The organism is Thalassospira lucentensis MCCC 1A00383 = DSM 14000 (genome assembly GCF_000421265.1).
Taxonomy (GTDB): Bacteria; Pseudomonadota; Alphaproteobacteria; order Rhodospirillales; family Thalassospiraceae; genus Thalassospira; species Thalassospira lucentensis.
This window is the reverse complement of sequence record NZ_ATWN01000015.1, coordinates 24751-41510: the sequence shown is the minus strand read 5'-3', so window position 1 is coordinate 41510 and position 16760 is coordinate 24751. Positions and strand designations below refer to the sequence as shown.

12 protein-coding genes and 3 tRNA genes are annotated in these 16760 nt (G+C 54.2%); 7 read left to right on the top strand and 8 right to left on the bottom strand.

Annotated elements, in window-relative coordinates; all coding sequences use genetic code 11:
• Positions 1-11: 11 nt before the first annotated feature.
• A complete protein-coding gene (locus tag K355_RS0122200; protein ID WP_022734367.1) occupies positions 12-533 on the bottom strand; it encodes a glycine cleavage system transcriptional repressor in 522 nt (173 codons plus the stop codon).
• 257 nt (positions 534-790) lie between these two features.
• Here K355_RS0122200 and K355_RS0122190 point away from each other — a divergent pair, with 257 nt between their 5' ends.
• Complete coding sequence (locus K355_RS0122190) at positions 791-1279, top strand: fasciclin domain-containing protein (protein WP_022734365.1); 489 nt, start codon at positions 791-793, stop codon at positions 1277-1279.
• Between the two features lie 171 nt (positions 1280-1450).
• Here the strand turns inward: K355_RS0122190 and K355_RS0122185 are convergent, their stop codons facing one another.
• The 3 genes from K355_RS0122185 to K355_RS0122175 form a co-directional block, all read right to left on the bottom strand.
• Positions 1451-2257: a tellurite resistance TerB family protein gene (locus K355_RS0122185; RefSeq protein WP_022734364.1), complete on the bottom strand. Its 807-nt coding sequence runs from the start codon at positions 2255-2257 to the stop codon at positions 1451-1453.
• 226 nt (positions 2258-2483) lie between these two features.
• Positions 2484-2560: transfer RNA gene (locus K355_RS0122180), tRNA-Arg, on the bottom strand.
• A 57-nt stretch (positions 2561-2617) separates the two neighbouring features.
• Positions 2618-2694, bottom strand: a tRNA-Arg gene (locus K355_RS0122175).
• 337 nt (positions 2695-3031) lie between these two features.
• Between K355_RS0122175 and K355_RS0122170 the strand changes: the two genes are divergently transcribed.
• Entirely contained in the window at positions 3032-4153 is a 1122-nt protein-coding gene (locus K355_RS0122170; RefSeq protein ID WP_022734363.1) for a hypothetical protein, read from the top strand.
• A gap of 159 nt (positions 4154-4312) precedes the next feature.
• Positions 4313-4666 (top strand): DUF4169 family protein, encoded by a 354-nt coding sequence (locus tag K355_RS25475; RefSeq protein WP_022734362.1) that lies wholly within the window; start codon positions 4313-4315, stop codon positions 4664-4666.
• A gap of 342 nt (positions 4667-5008) precedes the next feature.
• Here the strand turns inward: K355_RS25475 and K355_RS0122155 are convergent, their stop codons facing one another.
• The 3 genes from K355_RS0122155 to lipB all read right to left on the bottom strand — a co-directional run bounded on the left by K355_RS0122155 (position 5009) and on the right by lipB (position 7608).
• Positions 5009-5548, bottom strand: coding sequence for a hypothetical protein (locus tag K355_RS0122155; RefSeq protein ID WP_028791874.1), 540 nt, complete (start codon positions 5546-5548; stop codon positions 5009-5011).
• A gap of 378 nt (positions 5549-5926) precedes the next feature.
• Positions 5927-6949, bottom strand: coding sequence for a diguanylate cyclase (locus K355_RS0122145; RefSeq protein ID WP_022734359.1), 1023 nt, complete (start codon positions 6947-6949; stop codon positions 5927-5929).
• Positions 6946-7608, bottom strand: coding sequence for a lipoyl(octanoyl) transferase LipB (gene lipB / locus K355_RS0122140; protein WP_022734358.1), 663 nt, complete (start codon positions 7606-7608; stop codon positions 6946-6948). The genes K355_RS0122145 and lipB overlap by 4 nt, the downstream gene beginning before the upstream one ends.
• Positions 7609-7726: 118 nt before the next feature.
• On the opposite strand from lipB, the gene K355_RS0122135 reads away from it, so the two are divergent.
• The 3 genes from K355_RS0122135 to mgtE all read left to right on the top strand — a co-directional run bounded on the left by K355_RS0122135 (position 7727) and on the right by mgtE (position 12050).
• Positions 7727-7813 (top strand) — tRNA-Leu (locus K355_RS0122135).
• A 380-nt stretch (positions 7814-8193) separates the two neighbouring features.
• Positions 8194-10485, top strand: a complete 2292-nt coding sequence (locus tag K355_RS0122130; RefSeq protein WP_028791873.1) for an NADP-dependent malic enzyme — start codon at positions 8194-8196, stop codon at positions 10483-10485.
• A gap of 158 nt (positions 10486-10643) precedes the next feature.
• Positions 10644-12050 carry a magnesium transporter gene (gene mgtE, locus K355_RS0122125; protein WP_022734356.1) on the top strand — a complete coding sequence of 469 codons (1407 nt, stop codon included), beginning with the start codon at positions 10644-10646 and terminating at the stop codon, positions 12048-12050.
• A 79-nt stretch (positions 12051-12129) separates the two neighbouring features.
• On the opposite strand, the gene K355_RS0122120 is transcribed toward mgtE, so the two are convergent.
• The gene (locus K355_RS0122120) at positions 12130-14730 is read right to left on the bottom strand and encodes a bifunctional diguanylate cyclase/phosphodiesterase (RefSeq protein WP_022734355.1); all 2601 of its coding nucleotides are present in this window, start codon (positions 14728-14730) and stop codon (positions 12130-12132) included.
• 435 nt (positions 14731-15165) lie between these two features.
• Between K355_RS0122120 and K355_RS0122115 the strand changes: the two genes are divergently transcribed.
• Complete coding sequence (locus K355_RS0122115; protein WP_022734354.1) at positions 15166-16548, top strand: class I SAM-dependent RNA methyltransferase; 1383 nt, start codon at positions 15166-15168, stop codon at positions 16546-16548.
• The last annotated feature ends 212 nt before the right edge of the window (positions 16549-16760 follow it).

Genomic DNA, 16760 nt, shown 5'->3' with positions numbered 1-16760 from the left:
GGGCGTGGCCCTTAAAGCTCGTCAAACTTAAATACCAACCGCATCGATCCGGCTGTATTGGCCAGCGTTGCCAGACAGTTGCTGGCCCGTTCCGGGGCGATGGCAACGGCAAAGCGGGTGGTGTAAATCCGTGCGTCCTTTTCATCGGTGCTTGAGGCGGCAAGGCGCACGATGTTGGCGTTGTATTCAATAAAGATTTCCGAAAGCCGGGCGATTAGGCCGGGTTGATCAATGCCGGAACATTCGATCATGTGGGTTGCGCCGGGGGCGGTGGTGAGTGCCGGGATGGCGGCGATTTCTTCCACCTTGATATCCGCATTTTCCAGTGACAGCGCGTTCAGTGCGCTTTCGCATTCGCTCACCGGGCAGCCGTCAGGCAACTCGCAGCTGGTTTCGAATTTTGCCGTGCCATCCTCAAGGGCAAAATATGTCGGTCCCAGATTGGCGCCGATGTCAAAAATACGGCCAGAGATGTCGGACACAAGGCCGACCCGGTCATTGCAGGAAATGGTGATCCGCGCATTGGCATTCATTTGAGAATCTCCGTCATATTCAAGGTCGCTTGAGGCGATGGCGAAGCTTGAGCATATCATCGCAGTCGCCCGACATGCAGTGATAATTATACCCGCGATCGCAAGGCCGCAGATACGGTCCGATGGCGTAAACGGATTACCGGCGGATGATCACAATCATATGAATGAACTGATCGTCATGACGGCCTCGTAAGCATCCCGACAGCGTAATTTCGAACAGCAATGTTCAACATAACAAACTTACAGGAGTTTGAGAGATGCGTGCGTTCAAAAAAACCGTTCTTGCAGTTGTTGCCGGTGCGACTTTGACCTTTGGCGCAATGTCGGCCAAGGCCGCCGACATTGTCGATACGGCGGTATCTGCGGGGTCGTTTACGACACTGGTTGCCGCAGTGAAGGCCGCAGGTCTGGTCGATACCTTAAAGGGTGAAGGCCCGTTCACGGTATTTGCACCAACCGATGAGGCCTTTGCCAAACTGCCCGCCGGTACGGTCGAGGATCTGCTCAAGCCGGAGAACAAGGACAAGCTTGTGGCCGTTCTGACCTACCACGTTGTGCCGGGCAAAGTGATGTCAGGTGATATCGCAGGCAAGGAAATGATGGTCAAAAGCGTTCAGGGTGACACGATTGATGTGAATGCCATGAACGGCGTGATGGTTGACGGTGCAACCGTTACCTCGGCCGATATCGAGGCCGATAACGGTGTGATCCACGTCATTGATACCGTGATCATGCCGGGCATGTAAGTCGCAGGCCATCTAAGCAACGCAGCCCCGCACGTGTTCGTGCGGGGCTGCTTTTTTTTAATGATGCACGTAATCGGTTTGATCGCCTTGGGCATGTCAGAAAAGGTTCAAAGCGTTGGAATGCTTCCGGATTGGGCCATTACGGGTTGGGCTGCTTTAAAGCAAAAGGGCTTAGCTGACCGGGGTGGTTTCAAGCATATTCTGACGGACGCTGATGGCCTGATGATCAAGGTGTCGGCGTAAATCCATTGCAAGGTCAAGGCAGTCACCAAGGCGTTCAAGATAGCGTTCTTCCTCTGGATCATCCGGGTCGATTGCCAGACAGGACGCAAGATAGATTTCTGCGGCCTGTTCCTGAGTACGTGCCAGCTTGGCGGTCTGCATTGGGTCGGAGTCAGCCGAAAAGGCATCAAACAGGAACGCTTTTTCGCTTGGGCCGAGGTTAAGGGCCTCAATCTGCTTGGCGATACGCTTATGTTCCGTCTGATCAATATGTCCGTCGGATTTGGCTGCTGCGATCATTGCGCGGATCAAGGTCAGGCGAAAATCGGCATCGTCGCGGCTGCGTTCGAGTTCCGGGGAAAAGCCGCTGTCGGCAGGGACGTGGTCAAGATCGGTATCCTGACTGTGATCCTTTGGGGATGCGTTGTTTTTGTAATCGCGCCATGCCTTGTAAGCCAGACCGGCAACAAGGGCTGTGCCGCCATAGGCCAGCACTTTTCCACCCATTTTGCGGCCTTTTTTGGAGCCCAGTACCGCCGACATCAAGCCGCCGCTGATCGCACCACCCACCAATCCGCCACCAACACCACTGCCCAGGCTATTCCCAACCATGTTGGCCAAACCGCCAGATTTGCCGCCAGTATTGCCGCCTTTGTTGGCGAGACTGTCTGCGATGCCGCCCAGTTTTCCGGACATTGTCGAACGCCCGCCACCCGAATTTCCCAAAACATCGCTTAGAAGTTTTCCGATATCCATGAACATCTCCTGCATTTTTTTACTTTGCCCAATGCTCGATATGTTTAGGGGGCGGCAAACGGCAAGACCGATATGGGCAAAGTCGTGCTTTGAGGCCCTTTTTGTGGGCAACGCAGTGATATGGGTCACATTTTCGCGGGGAAAGTCAGGGGGGTTGGGGACGGTTTGCGCAAGACTGTTCAGGGCAAATGACAAAGGCCCGACGCGGGAACGTCGAGCCTTTCAATGGTGCGCCCGGAAGGATTCGAACCTCCGGCCCTCTGATTCGTAGTCAGATACTCTATCCAGCTGAGCTACGGGCGCATTTTATGTTCTACGCTAAATGGCGAAGGCTCGACGCGTGAACGTCGAGCCTTCCGATGGTGCGCCCGGAAGGATTCGAACCTCCGGCCCTCTGATTCGTAGTCAGATACTCTATCCAGCTGAGCTACGGGCGCTTTGTCTAGCGTTTCCGCCGGTTTGCTCTATACGAACTCCCCGTCGGCGGAGCGGAACTTATGCAAACGAGCGGGTCATTGCAAGCAGTAAATTTCAAAAAACCGTATTTTTCCCGTGAGGGCCATTTTCCGCCTTGCTAGGGCGTTGTTTTGCCCGGCTTTGTCCCGTTTGTCGGCATTATGGAGAGGACTCGGCAAAAAAGGGGCAAATGCGTCTTGTTCCACAAGTGGTCGTAGACTAAGATGCATTCAATCCCGGGGGAACAGGGGCTTGTTTCTTCTCATAAAAAGCGGGCCCAGGGAGATTCGCATATTTCTACTTAGGTAATAGATCGAAATGGCCGTTCGTAAAACCTACCTTGCCTTGATTGGCGCCGCCCTGATGCTGGGGGGATGTTCTTTTTCTTCTGAGGCCCTTTGGCCGACACTTGCCGGATCAGACTCCGATACGGAAAATTCCGCTGTCGCTGCTTCTGAACCGATGGGGAGTGATGCCGCAACCAGTTACGATGCGGCGCAAAGCACGCAGCCGTTAACCGGTGTGTCGCAGACCGGAACCTTTGTTGGTTCGCGGGTTGAAAACATGCAGCAGGAGCTGAACCGTCTTAAGTCGGCTCTGAATCAACATAATAACGAATTACAGCAGTTGCGCGGACAGACCGTATCGCATTCGCAGGCCTATCATGGCACTGTGGCGGCGATCAGTGCGCGCCTGCAGGTTGGCACCACGCCGGGTAACCCGGTTCTGGTCCAGCAGTGGAACACCGCACAGTCTGAACTTGACCGTGTGAACGATGATATCGCCGCGTTGAACTCATTGGCCAACAAGGTTGCAGCAGATTCGACCCTGTCGACCTTCTTGCTTGAGTCCGTTCGTTCGGCCTATCAGGTTTCCGGTGCTGTTGACGAAGACCATCGTCAGTTGGCACTGCTTGAAGACGAAACCAACCGCACCACGGTGCTGATTGACCGTCTTCTGAACGAAATCAGCGAAAGCCTTTCGCGCCAGACGTCTTATGTCAGTACGGAGCGGGCGAACCTTAACGCGCTTGCACTGGCTGTTAAGAACGGCGAGATTTTCGGGGACTCACTTTCCAAGCGTGTCTTCCAGTCGCAGGCCGCACCAGCGCCCAGCAGCCAGCGCATGGCATCAACCAGTGATCGTCCGCTTGTGGTGATCCGGTTTGATAGTGCCAGCGTGAAATACGAGCAGGCCCTTTATAACGCGGTTAACCGCGTTCTGGAGCGTCGCCCGCAGGCAAGCTTTGATGTTGTTGCGGTGACACCGAACCGGGGCACCCCGGCACAGGTTGCGCTGAATTCCAATAAATCCAAGCGCAACGCGCAGGCAGTTCTTCGGTCGTTGGCCGATATGGGCATGCCAGGTTCGCGCGTGCGTGCTTCTGATGCGACCAGCGCATCTGTTTCTGCCAATGAGGTCCACGTCTTCGTGCGCTAAGTCGGCAGACAGAACGGATTTTAAGAACGGCTATGGCGGGTGCCTCGATATTTCGGGGTGCCCGCTTGTTTTTTGGGGCTTGTGCAAACACATTATAGTCTGATCATGCCAACTATTGGTGTGACCGAATGATGTGTAACGGACAAGAAGCAAGGTGCTATGGGCGACCTCGTTAATCTGCGGCAGGAACGCAAACGCAAGCAACGCGATCAGAAGGCCAGAAAGGCCGATGCCAATCGTGCCTTGCATGGGCGGTCCCGCCAAGAACGCCGATTGACGGATGCCGAACATCAAAAGGCGGACAAGCATCTTGATGGGCATCGTTTGATGGCGGATGCGTCTGAGCCGGTTTCCGATGCTGGCGCACATGCCGATCAGATCAATTCCGGACTGAATTGCGGACCGGTGGTTTCGGATGATCCTGAAGCCAAGGACGGCGACGCCGCCCCTGTCAAAGATGACAAAACCAACGTCATTTCAATGTTCTCACCCAATATCCCCGACCGCCAATAGGGGCGCCGAATATGATGCCGTTTCTCAAAGCGCTATGACGAACGTGTTCTGTCGTCGGGTTTTGAGGAGGCTGTCGCTGTGCGTAAGGGGAAGGATATCTTTGCCCGGATCTGATGCGCTGTGACAGGTATTTGATGCCAGCAGCGAGATCACGCGGACAGGAAGCAGGCCGATCAAAAGCAGATGCTTGGCGGCCATACCGGCGGGTGTTGCCGGGAATTCAAATCACACTACCGATGATGCGATGCGGGAGTAATGTAGCTTAACGCAGCACACATATTCCCACGCAATTCGGTAGTGGTCACATATCTTCTTTTTACAGTCCAAGATCAAAACGCGGCGCTAGTTCAGAAGCGTTTCTGCTTCGCGTTTGCTTTGATCAAGGGCCTCATCCCAGCCCATAAGCCAGTCTTCATGGTCGCGAGAGTCTGATGGATAAGGGTTTTCAGTCAGTCGATGCGCATCGAGCCCAGCGGAAAATCCAGAGCCAAGGGCCGAATTTGGCAGATAGCGCTGGCGGACCACCGGTGCGTTGGTTTCATACATCTGGTTGCGGAAGGCAGGAAGAGAGCACAAAACGCCGTCATCAATACCGAGCGGGTAAGCCATCATCATGGCCGTGCCAAGTGAGGTGATGGAAAGTTCCGCCCCGGCTGTCTGGCAAATCAGACCCGCCATTTCAAGATGGGTAACCGCATTTTCGATGCGACGCTGCAGGTCAGCGTTGTCTTCAATGGCAACCTGATTGCCATCATCGTCAGTACAGAAAAGGGACAAAACACGCCCCAAAAGCATACTGCGATCAAGGTTTTCACCGGCACTGCGCAGAACCGTCAGCATCAAGGCAGGGTCGCCAGGCGCAAAATTCATAGAACTTGTCATTCATGGGCCTCCGTTCAGATCGAAACGAATTCCCTCCCAAGCGTGCAGCTATTCTGTGGTGGGCAAAGCCCTGCTGCTTTTTATTATTATAGTTTGCAGATATGTTTCTAACTTGTGAAGACAAGATTGCGCTTTGGTTGAAATTTTTATCTTGCTGTGTGGTTTTGGCCCGTCAAACGGCTAATAAACTGAAAAAGCGTGTGGTTTTGCGTTGCCCGCGTGCCGAAAGATTTTTGATATTTTTGATCAATTTATCGGCATCAACCTGACGACGCCGGTTTGATCAGAATGTGACGCATCCCATCAAGCGTTGTTTTGCCGGTTGAAGTTTAGGGTGCATATCGTTGCGGCTTTGTCGGGAAGGTGCGAGCAGATGCGCTATTTTTTGTGCTTTTCAGCGGGCTTTTTATCGTCCGGATTACGCCAGACACGGACCCGGTTGCGCCCGCCTTGCTTAGCGGCATATAGCGCCTGATCGGCCTTTTCGATGATTTGTTCGACGCTGCGTCCCTTGGTCATCGGGGCCGCACCAATCGATGCGGTTACCGGCAAGGTGGTTGTCTCGGTGATGGGGACGGGGGATGCTTCGACCACGCGGCGTAACCGTTCAAGCACACGGGCGCATTGTGTCATGTCGGCGTTGGGCAGGCAGATCAGGAATTCTTCGCCGCCATAGCGATACACCTTATCAAACGGGCGTACATGCGATTGCAGGATGCCGGCAATCGATTGCAGCACAAGGTCCCCGGCCTGATGGCCATGGGTGTCATTGACGGCCTTGAAGTGATCAAGGTCGACCAGAGCAACGGCGGTTGGGACTTCGGTCCGGATTGCGCGTTCGCGTTCGGCGTTCAGGTCGCCCAGCATGGTTTGCCGGTTATAGGTGCCCGTGAGCGGATCGACATCGGATCGGGCAGTCCTAAAGGCCCGTTCAAGGCGGCGCAGTTGGGAAAAAAAGGATTCGGCCCGTAAGGCCATCATGTCGAATTCAGCCGGATCGACTTCGCCGTCAAGCTCACGTCCTTCGATAAGGCGTTTGGCCGACTCGTGAAGTTGCTGATGCGTTGTTGCCAGTGCATGCATTGCAGGTTGGTCAATCAACCGGTTATGGCGATTGATCGCGTACCATGCCCCGAAATCGCAATCATGGTGATGGGTCGCGTCATGGTCATGGTCGTTACCATCGACGTCCGATGGCAACGGAGAATCGGGCAGCACCAGTATCCTGTTCCAGCGCAGCAGCAAGGCAACATGTTCGCCAAGGGCCTTGTCGAGCTCGGCCAGAATGTCGCGTTCGGCATCCGCCATTCCGCCGTCAGCAACACTTCCAGGCATTTTATGGCCTTTGGTGGGGCTTTTGGCAGCGGCTTTATCTGGGGCCGATTGCGACCTGTCACTCATGCAGATGTTCCGGGAAAGATTTCCGTAAAGGTTTGTTTTAACAGGCGGTCGAGTTCTTCCATAGAAATATCGACGCCAAGGTCGGCCAAACTCGTGACGCCGTGGTCGGCAATGCCACAGGGAACAATGCCGCCAAAATGCGACAGGTCGGGTGATACGTTAATCGCGATGCCATGAAAGGTCACCCAGCGACGCACCCGCACCCCGATGGCGGAAATCTTGTCTTCGCGGCCATCATCGCGCACCACCCAGATGCCAACACGTCCATCGCGGCGTTCGCCGGTGACACCGAGCAGGGAGAGGGTGCGAATCACCCATTCTTCAAGGTTATGAACATAGGCGCGCACGTCACGACCGCGTGTTTTAAGGTCCAGCATCAGGTACGCGATGCGTTGGCCCGGTCCATGATAGGTATATTGTCCGCCGCGTCCGGCGTTATAAACAGGAAAGCGATCCGGATCGACAAGGTCCTCAATATGCGCACTGGTTCCCGATGTATAAAGCGGGGGATGTTCCAAAAACCATATGAGTTCCCTTGCTTTTCCCGCATGTATGGCGTCAGCGCGGGCTTCCATTTCGGCCAGTGCTTCGGGGTATGAAACCAACCCGGAGGCGGTGCGCCAGTCGGGGATTTGCGCGGTTGGGGCGATGCTTTGCATTTTTCCTGTCAAATAAGTGAAATGAGCCCTTGATCAGGGGTAATCAATTTGCTATCTCCCTTTTCGCAGCAAGGCAAGCCTACAAACTTACCTCAGTAGCCTTGTTGTTACGACATATGCGGTCGTGGCGGAATTGGTAGACGCGCAGCGTTGAGGTCGCTGTGGGCTAACCCCCGTGGAAGTTCGAGTCTTCTCGACCGCACCAAAAACGCCTCCTCTTTTTAAGAGGGGGCTTTTTTGATTCTGGCCCTTGGCTCAGGCCATAAGATATCATGAAAAAGACCCCGCCAGAAATGGCGGGTTTTTTCGTTTTTGGTTCCTGCTGATATATGCCCTACAATGCGTTTGGAACTGCAAGGATCAGACATGATGCTTGGCCACGGGCGGTGCCGGTGCAAGTGATTGATTTATTGTGCAGTGCCGCGTTGAAAATTACGCAATGCAGCCCTTTGGCAGAACGACACACTGAATGCTTCAAACGTACGGGAAACTGCTTTAGTCTGCGGGTCCCACTTAAATGAATTATCAGGATTTAACCACTTGATGGTTAATTAATGTAAATACCTGAGATTAAAAGGTATTATGATGGCAAATCGAAATGACAAGCTGCGCGAAGCAGCTTTGGACTATCACCGGTATCCCACCCCGGGGAAATTGTCCGTAACGGCAACCACGACCCTTGCGAACCAGCGCGATCTTGCGCTGGCTTATTCGCCGGGGGTGGCATTCGCCTGTGAGGAAATCGTCAAAGACCCGGAAACCGCAGCGGAATATACCGCGCGTGCCAATCTGGTTGGCGTGATTTCCAACGGGACGGCGGTGCTTGGTCTTGGGCCGATTGGCCCGCTGGCGTCCAAACCGGTCATGGAAGGCAAGGCGGTTCTGTTTAAGAAGTTCGCCAATATTGATGTCTTTGACCTTGAAGTTGACGAAACCGATCCGCAGAAATTTATCGATATCGTGGCCGCACTGGAGCCGACTTTCGGGGGGGTTAACCTCGAAGACATTAAGGCGCCGGAATGCTTCATCATTGAGAAAGCCCTGCGCGAACGCTGCAATATCCCGATTTTCCATGATGATCAGCATGGCACGGCAATTTGCGTTGCCGCAGCCGTGCTCAATGGTTTGCGTGTCACGGGCAAGGATATCAACAAGGTTCGCCTTGTGACGTCGGGTGCCGGTGCGGCCGCCTTGGCGTGCCTGAACCTGTTGGTGTCCATGGGGCTTCCCAAACACAACATCACGGTCACCGACCGTTTTGGTGTGGTGTATAAGGGCCGCAAAGATGAAATGGACCCGTGGAAAGACGAATATGCTATTGAAACCAACGCCCGTACGCTAAGCGATGTGATCGAAGGGGCTGATATTTTCCTTGGTCTTTCGGCACCAAACGTCATGGGTGAGGAAGAGCTTCGCAAGATGGGCGAAGGCCCGATTATCATGGCGCTGGCAAATCCGACCCCGGAAGTTTCGCCTGAACTGGTCAAGGAAATCCGCCCCGATGCGGTGATGGCCACCGGACGGACCGATTATCCCAATCAGGTGAACAACGTTCTGTGTTTCCCGTTCCTGTTCCGTGGCGCACTTGATGTCGGTGCGACCGAGATCAACGAGGAAATGAAGATCGCTGCGGTGCACGCCATTGCCGATTTGGCAAAGGCCGAGGTATCGGACATTGTCGCAACCGCCTATGGCGGCATGGAACTTAAATTCGGGCCGGAATATTTGATTCCCAAACCGTTTGATCCGCGTTTGATGATCGAAATTCCGCCGCGTGTTGCCAAGGCAGCGATGGACAGTGGTGTTGCCAAACGTCCGATCAAGGATTTTGACGCCTATCGTCAGCAGCTTGAAGGCTTTGTCTTCCGGTCTGGTCTGGTGATGAAGCCGGTCTTTGATATGGCGCGTGCGCATAAAAAACGCGTTGTCTATCCCGAGGGCGAATCGCGCCGTGTTCTTCAGGCCTGTCAGGTTCTGGTGGATGACGGCATTTGCCATCCAGTGCTTATTGGACGTCGCAGTGTCATTCTTGAACGGATTACCGAGCTTGGCCTGCGCATCGTGCCAGATGAGCAGATCGAAATTCACGATCCGGACGACAATGCGCATTTCGAACAGGATTGGCAGGACTTCCACAACATCATGGGCCGTCGCGGGATCAACCCGGAATATGCCCGTGCGATTGTCCGGACACGTCCAACCGTGATTGCATCCCTGATGCTGCGCCGTGGCGAAGTTGATGCGATGCTGTGTGGCTGTCAGGGCGGCTTCCTGCGTCATCTGCGCTATGTCCGCAACCTTGTGGGTTTGCGCAAAGGTGTGACCGATTTTTCCACGGTCAACATGATGATCATGAAGCAGGGGACGTTCTTCCTGACCGATACGTATGTGTCGGTTGATCCGACCCCTGAACATGTTGCGGAAACCGCGATTATGGCAGCCGACGTGGTCAAACGGTTCGGGATTACGCCAAAGGCGGCATTGATTTCGCATTCCAACTTTGGCAGTCACGAAAACAAATCCGCCTGTAAGATGCGTGATGCGTTGCAGTTGATCCGGACCCAAGCGCCTGATCTTGAGATCGAAGGTGAAATGCATGCGGACGCGGCGATTTCGCAGCCCATCCGTGACCGCATTTTCCCCCATTCGATGCTTAAGGGATCGGCCAACCTTCTGGTGATGCCAACGCTTGATGCGGCCAACATTTCCTACAACATGGTCAAAATGCTGGGCGATGGTTTGCCCGTCGGCCCGATTTTGGTCGGTGCGGCGAAATCCGCCCACGTTGTCAGCCCGTCGATTACGGTGCGCGGCATTGTCAACATGACAGCCATTGCCGTGGTTGATGCGGTTACCCGTAGTCAGGAAGGCGCATAAAATCTATCTGAAATTGTGCCCCTTGACCGGGGCCATGTGATAGCGCAGAAACAGCCGTGTCGGGAGATCGATCAATCGATCCCCGGCGCGGCATTTTTAGGGTCTGAACCCAATCAGGTTGCAGGACGTAAAACCAGCACGCACATCAGGAGGGGCAGATGACAAGTGACGTCGAAGAACTCGACCGTCCTGCGGATAGCACATCCAGCAGCGACGACTATGTTGATCTGACACCTGAATATGGGCGTGAAGTCCTTGATGCGCTTGGCGAAGATGATCATTCGCGCGCGTCCGAACTTATTTCCGAACTTCACTTTGCCGATATTGCCGACCTTTTGGGGTGGGCAAGCAGCAATCAGCGTGAACAGCTTGTTGATCTGATCCGGCCGGACTTTGATCCGGAACTTCTGACCGAACTTGATGACGAACTGCGTGAAGAGGTCATCAGCCGCCTTGGCACGGATGTTGTTGCCGAGGCGATTTCGGAACTTGATTCCGATGATGTGGTTGAAGTCATTGAGGATTTCGATAAGGAAGAGCAACGCGAGTTGCTCGGTGCGCTTTCTGATATTGAACGCGCGCGTGTTGAAGAGGCGCTGTCGTATCCGGAATATACCGCCGGTCGTATCATGCAGCGCGAGCTGGTGGCGATCCCGGATTATTGGTCGGTTGGGCAAACGATTGATTTCCTGCGCTCGGCAAAGAACCTGCCGGAAGATTTTTACGACATCATCATTGTTGATCCGCGCTATAGCCCGGTCGGGATTGTGCCGTTATCACGCGTGATCCGCACCAACCGTCCGGTTCTGGTGCGCGATGTCATGGAATCAGATGAAATGCGCACGGTCGTCGTGACCGAAGAACAGGAAAACGTCGCCCATCTGTTCCGTCAACGTGACCTTATTTCCGCACCGGTTGTCGATGACAGTGGGCGTCTTGTCGGTGTGATCACGGTCGATGACGTGGTCGACGTTATTGACGAAGAATATGAAGAAGACATGATGCGCCTTGCCGGTGTTGGCGAAGAAGATGACCTTTCAAGTGCGATCCTTGATACCACCCGGTCGCGGTTCACGTGGCTTTTGATCAATCTGGGCACGGCGATTATGGCGTCCATGGTCATCAGTGCGTTTGAAAATACGATTGAAAGACTGGTTGCGCTTGCGGTTCTGATGCCAATCGTGGCCTCAATGGGCGGGAATGCAGGTACACAGACCCTTACGGTTGCCGTGCGCGCGATTGCTACCCGTGAGCTTACAAGTACCAACGCATGGCGTGTGATCCGCAAGGAGGTCGCGGTGTGTGGCCTTAACGGCTTGGCGTTTGCGTTTCTGGCCGGTGGGGTGACGTGGTTCTGGTTTGAGGATGGCTTGCTGGGATCGGTCATTGGCGTTGCCATGATCATTAACCTGCTGTTTGCCGGTTTGTTTGGTGCCTTGATCCCGCTTGGTCTGGAACGCGCCGGGATTGACCCGGCGGTATCCTCATCGGTCTTTTTGACAACCATTACCGATGTGGTTGGGTTCTTTGCCTTTCTTGGCTTGGCCGCGCTGTTCCTCCTTTAGAAAATCCATCCCGAACCAAAAAACACCTGTCAGGCGGATGCCGACAGGTGTTTTTTATGGTGGTTTCTGTGTTTGAAAATCAGCTTTTGGCGGTTGGCGACGGATCGGCGTTGCTTAACCGGGGCAGAAGGCCAGTGGTTTTCGAGGCATCTACCGGCCGGGACAACAGGAAACCCTGGATCTCGTCACAGTCGGCTGATTTTAGCATGGCCAGTTGTTCTTCGGTTTCAACCCCGACGGCGACAACTTTGCGGTTCAGGCTTTTGCACAGCCGGATTGCGGGCTGCAAAATGCTGTTTTCAGGTTGCTCATCAAGTGCGAAGTCAAACAGCGATTTTGACAGTTTGATGCGCTGGATCGGGAACCGTTTGAGATACCGAAGGGATGTATTGCCCGCGGCAAAGTGATCAAGGGTCAAGCCAATCCCAGCCTCGGCAAAGCGATAGAACTGTCCAAGGGCGCGTTCGGGATCGCGCATGGCGATGTCTTCGGAAACCTCAACTTCGATGATGCCCGGATCAATTTCGTATTCGGCTGTCAGGTCGAGGATGTTTTTGATCAGGTCGGCCTGAATGAATTGACGGCTGGACACATTCAGTGCAATCGGAACCGGCGCATAACCGGCATCGCGCCATTCGGCGATCTGTTTGCAAACGGTTTCAATGATCCAGTGACCAAGCGGCGACAAAAGCCCGGTACGGTCGGCGACCGCGATGAAATCCGGCGGCAAGCGACGCTTGCCACTATCATCGATCCAGCGCAGCAGGGCTTCAAACCCCGTCAGGTTTTGATCCGATGTGCGATAGCGCGGTTGATATTCCAGAACAAAGCGTTTTTCATCAACCGCCCGGCGTAGCTGCGTTTCCATCGACAGGCGTGCGTGCATCACATTGTTCATCGTCTCGACAAAGAAGCAATAAGACGATTCGGCTGATTTTTGCGCGCGGTACATGGCCGCATCTGCATTGGCGAGCAATTGAGACGGTGCGCGGGCATCATTGGGATACAGCGCAACACCGACACTGACATGCAGCCGGATTTCTTCGTTCCCGCCGGTTTGGATAGGTTGGGATATGGCTTCGACAACGCGTTCAGCGACAAGGGCGGCACCTTCGGCCTCGGAAAGGTCGGTGGCGATGATGGCAAACATATCGCCCGAGAACCGAGCACAGCTGTCTTTTTCGCGCACAGTGGCGCGCAAGCGGCCCGATATGGTCCGCAATGTTTCATCGCCGACATCGGCCCCAAACCGGTCATTGACGGCGCGGAAATTGTCGATATCGACCACCAGTACGGACAACAGCTTTTCATAGCGTTTTGCATGCGCAACCGCCTGATTAAGCCGGTCATCAAACAGCGCATGATTGGGAAGCCCGGTCAGCGGGTCATGTGTTGCAAGATACCGCAGACGGTTGACCGACGCATTTGCCGCCGGGTTGTGGTGCAGGGTGATGTCAACACAATCAGGATTGGCCGTTGATGGTTTCATCGCCAGATTACAGACGACGTGAACGCCTTCGGAGCTGCGTACAATCCATTCGCGGCGCACTTCGTCGTCGCCACGGTTGATGGCGAGCAGCATTTTTTCTTGCGATCTGCGCGATGAACTGCCGTCTGACTGGAATTCGGGGGCCAGATTGTAAAACCGGATGAAGCCGTAATCTTCTTCACGCAGGTCAAAGAAATCAGCCGTTTCCGGCGACATCGATTTCAAATGACCATCAAGCTTGGTGATCGACAAAGCCAGATCATTAATGTCATCACCGGCATTGATGTGATGCATGGTTCGGCGTGCTGCGGCTTGTTGGCGGTTTGCCAGAACAAAGATCGCAATCGTAAACAGGATGGTGGCAAGAACCCCCATGATCAAAATCAGCTGCGGGTTTGTCGTACCAGCACTTGCCAGTTTCGGATCGGCAATGACGTCGATATGCCATTGGCGACCGACAATGTCGGCTGCGGCGGTATGTTGAAGGGTTTCGTCATCACCTTCGCCGCGGATTTCAAACAATACAGTATCGTTTTCACGCACGCGGACAGTGTAATCATTGACCTGTTCGGTATTGATGACAGATGCGAGCATGGACCGAATGCGAAAGGCCCCGTTGATGACGCCGATGATTTGTCCATCGCGTCCCAGAACCGGGCTATAGGCGGCAAATCCGCGTCCGCCTTGCAGAAGTTCAAGTGTTGGCGTGATTTGGGTGCGCCGTTGATCAAGTGCGATGTCTAAAACCGGGCCCGCGACAGGATGGCGTTTTAAATCAGCGCCCATGGCCGGGACGTTGCCCTTGATCGGGGCGACATACAGAATGATGTAATTTGGCGAGATCCAGTTAACCGCTTGCAAGGCGGGAAAGCGGGCCTGAAGCGGGGTTGCCACCGAAAGATAGTCGCGCTCGTCCTCGGGTGGGCCATCTTGCCAAATGTCGGCAAAACTTTCCAGAACACCAAGATTTGCTTCGACAATCTGTTTGACTTGCTGGGCAATGGCAGTGGCCGTGATGTTTGCCGCGGATGCCAAAATAACCCGACGGTTCTCGACTGCTGCTGTCCAGAAGAAGAATGTTGCTGATGCGAAGAAAGCGGCGGTCAGAAAAGCCGCCAACAGCGCGTGCCTTTTGACGCGCGATTGTTGTGTCGCGGCTTTTTCTTCGGTCTGTCTGTTTTCAGTTTCCATGTCTTCCCCAAGAACGACATCTCATTCAGGCGCCCCCGCCCTGAATATGTCAAATGCGCAATAACCGCCCGAACATTAAGGTGTTCTGTATCTTGGCAACTTTACGCAAACGACGAAGGTTTTACGCTGTTGTGCGGGTCATTGTTGTAAATTCAATGATCAGCGTTCTACCCTGCGTTAAGCACTTATATGTGTTTTATGGGGGTATTCTTACACGATTTTAAGGGGTTGGTCGCGTTCAATTGCGCATTAATTTTTAGATCAAAGGTTACGTGCAGGGCGATTTGTCAGGGGTGTCATGCAAATCGGGACGTATATTTAACCAGACGGCCCTGTTCTGAGCTGCCCATCTGGTGTATCTCAGGCGTGCGTCAGGATCCCGTCGAGATTATTTTCTGACCAAAAGTGGCGAAGATCACCTCCGAGAGAGAGTTTATGAAACATCATCAGCGCAACCCCCGTGCACGCGGTGGACGCAAACGTCAATCAGCCCGGCGCGATCCATTGATCGGATTTGAAGCCCCGGTCACGATTGAACAAGTTGGCGCACGCGGCGACGGCATTGCGCATGTCAGCGCACCAGACGGCAGATCAGTTCTGGTGTATGTCGATTGCGTTTTGCCCGGCGACGAAGTTCGTGTGGCGTTGCGGTCGAAACGCGGTGATGGATATGGTGCGGAAGTGGTCGCGGAAATCGCGCGCACGGCACTTTTCAATGAGCCACGGTGTTCGCATTTCAAGGAATGCGGCGGCTGCGCGCTTCAGCATATGGATGACGACCAGTATCGCGACTGGAAACGTCAAAAAGCCAAGGTCGCGGTTCAGCGTGCCGGTCTTGATGCCGATGAAGCCGAACGGCTTGTCGCGCCAGTCGAAGTTTCCCCGGCACAAAGTCGCCGGCGCGCAGGATTTTCTGTGCATGTGGGGGCAACCGGGGTGCATGTTGGTTTCCATGGCCGATTTAGCCACACGGTCTTGAATGTTCCAGATTGCGCCGTTTTGCGTCCTGAGTTGATGGCCTTTCGTGCGGCGTTTGTAACGTTCCTTGAGGCCTGCCCGCCCGATCATGCGCGTGATATCAAGGAAGTCTTCGTCACACTGGCCGATAACGGGTTGGATGTTGTCGTTCATGCGGCCAAGGACCCGGATCTTGATATGCGTCAGGATCTGGCCGAGTTTGCCGATGACAATGACCTTGCGCGCCTAAGCTGGAAAACTGGTGATGAACCCGATGAGCCTGTCGCGGCCCGACGTATACCTGTGGTCAGGTTTCAGGGTGTCGATGTTGCGGTGCCACCGGGCGGCTTTTTGCAGGCAACCCGCGAAGGGGAACGCGCCCTTGTCGCTGCGGTGACATCGGCACTTGAAAAAGCACAGCCGCGGCAGGTTGCCGATCTGTTTTGCGGTATAGGAAGCTTTACCTTTGCGTTGGCACTTGCAGGCAAACGCCGGTCAACTTTAGCGGTTGAAAGTGATCCCCGTGCGGTGGAGTTGTTGCAATATGCGGTGGGTCAGTCTGGTAGCCCGATACAGGTCATCAAACGTGATTTGTTCCGCCAGCCGTTAACCGGCGATGAACTGAGCAACCTTGATCTGGTGTTGTTTGATCCCCCGCGGGCGGGTGCCCTTTCGCAGGCAGAACAATTGGCGGCAACCGGACCGGAATGGGTCATTGCGGTGTCGTGTAATCCGGCAACCTTTACCCGCGACATACGCGTTTTGCGCAATGGCGGGTATGAGCTTGAGCAGGTTGTGCCGATTGATCAGTTCCTGTGGTCGGCGCATCTTGAAATGTTTGCATTATTGCGTCGCACGTAATTCCGTGGTCGCCAAAATACGGCACATGAACAGACCAGTTTGACCCAATGATGCCCATCTTATGTGACGGGCATGTGTGCCCATGCATTTTGGCTTAATTTTTCTCTGCTAATACACTATACTATCGGTTGATATTTCCGCCGGACACCAGGATGGTCAGGTTTATAAGGGTTTTTGAATTTCGTCAGAACCCTTGTTTGCGCAACATGTAG

What these genes read in the sequence shown, in the direction of transcription:
- K355_RS0122185 (WP_022734364.1), bottom strand. Translation starts at nt 2,257, where the DNA reads ATGGATATCGGAAAACTTCTAAGCGATGTTTTGGGAAATTCGGGTGGC.
- K355_RS0122120 (WP_022734355.1), bottom strand. Translation starts at nt 14,730, where the DNA reads ATGGAAACTGAAAACAGACAGACCGAAGAAAAAGCCGCGACACAACAA.
- lipB (WP_022734358.1), bottom strand. Translation starts at nt 7,608, where the DNA reads ATGCAAAGCATCGCCCCAACCGCGCAAATCCCCGACTGGCGCACCGCC.
- K355_RS0122190 (WP_022734365.1), top strand. Translation starts at nt 791, where the DNA reads ATGCGTGCGTTCAAAAAAACCGTTCTTGCAGTTGTTGCCGGTGCGACT.
- mgtE (WP_022734356.1), top strand. Translation starts at nt 10,644, where the DNA reads ATGACAAGTGACGTCGAAGAACTCGACCGTCCTGCGGATAGCACATCC.
- K355_RS0122145 (WP_022734359.1), bottom strand. Translation starts at nt 6,949, where the DNA reads ATGAGTGACAGGTCGCAATCGGCCCCAGATAAAGCCGCTGCCAAAAGC.
- K355_RS0122170 (WP_022734363.1), top strand. Translation starts at nt 3,032, where the DNA reads ATGGCCGTTCGTAAAACCTACCTTGCCTTGATTGGCGCCGCCCTGATG.
- K355_RS0122155 (WP_028791874.1), bottom strand. Translation starts at nt 5,548, where the DNA reads ATGACAAGTTCTATGAATTTTGCGCCTGGCGACCCTGCCTTGATGCTG.
- K355_RS0122130 (WP_028791873.1), top strand. Translation starts at nt 8,194, where the DNA reads ATGGCAAATCGAAATGACAAGCTGCGCGAAGCAGCTTTGGACTATCAC.
- K355_RS25475 (WP_022734362.1), top strand. Translation starts at nt 4,313, where the DNA reads ATGGGCGACCTCGTTAATCTGCGGCAGGAACGCAAACGCAAGCAACGC.
- K355_RS0122200 (WP_022734367.1), bottom strand. Translation starts at nt 533, where the DNA reads ATGAATGCCAATGCGCGGATCACCATTTCCTGCAATGACCGGGTCGGC.
- K355_RS0122115 (WP_022734354.1), top strand. Translation starts at nt 15,166, where the DNA reads ATGAAACATCATCAGCGCAACCCCCGTGCACGCGGTGGACGCAAACGT.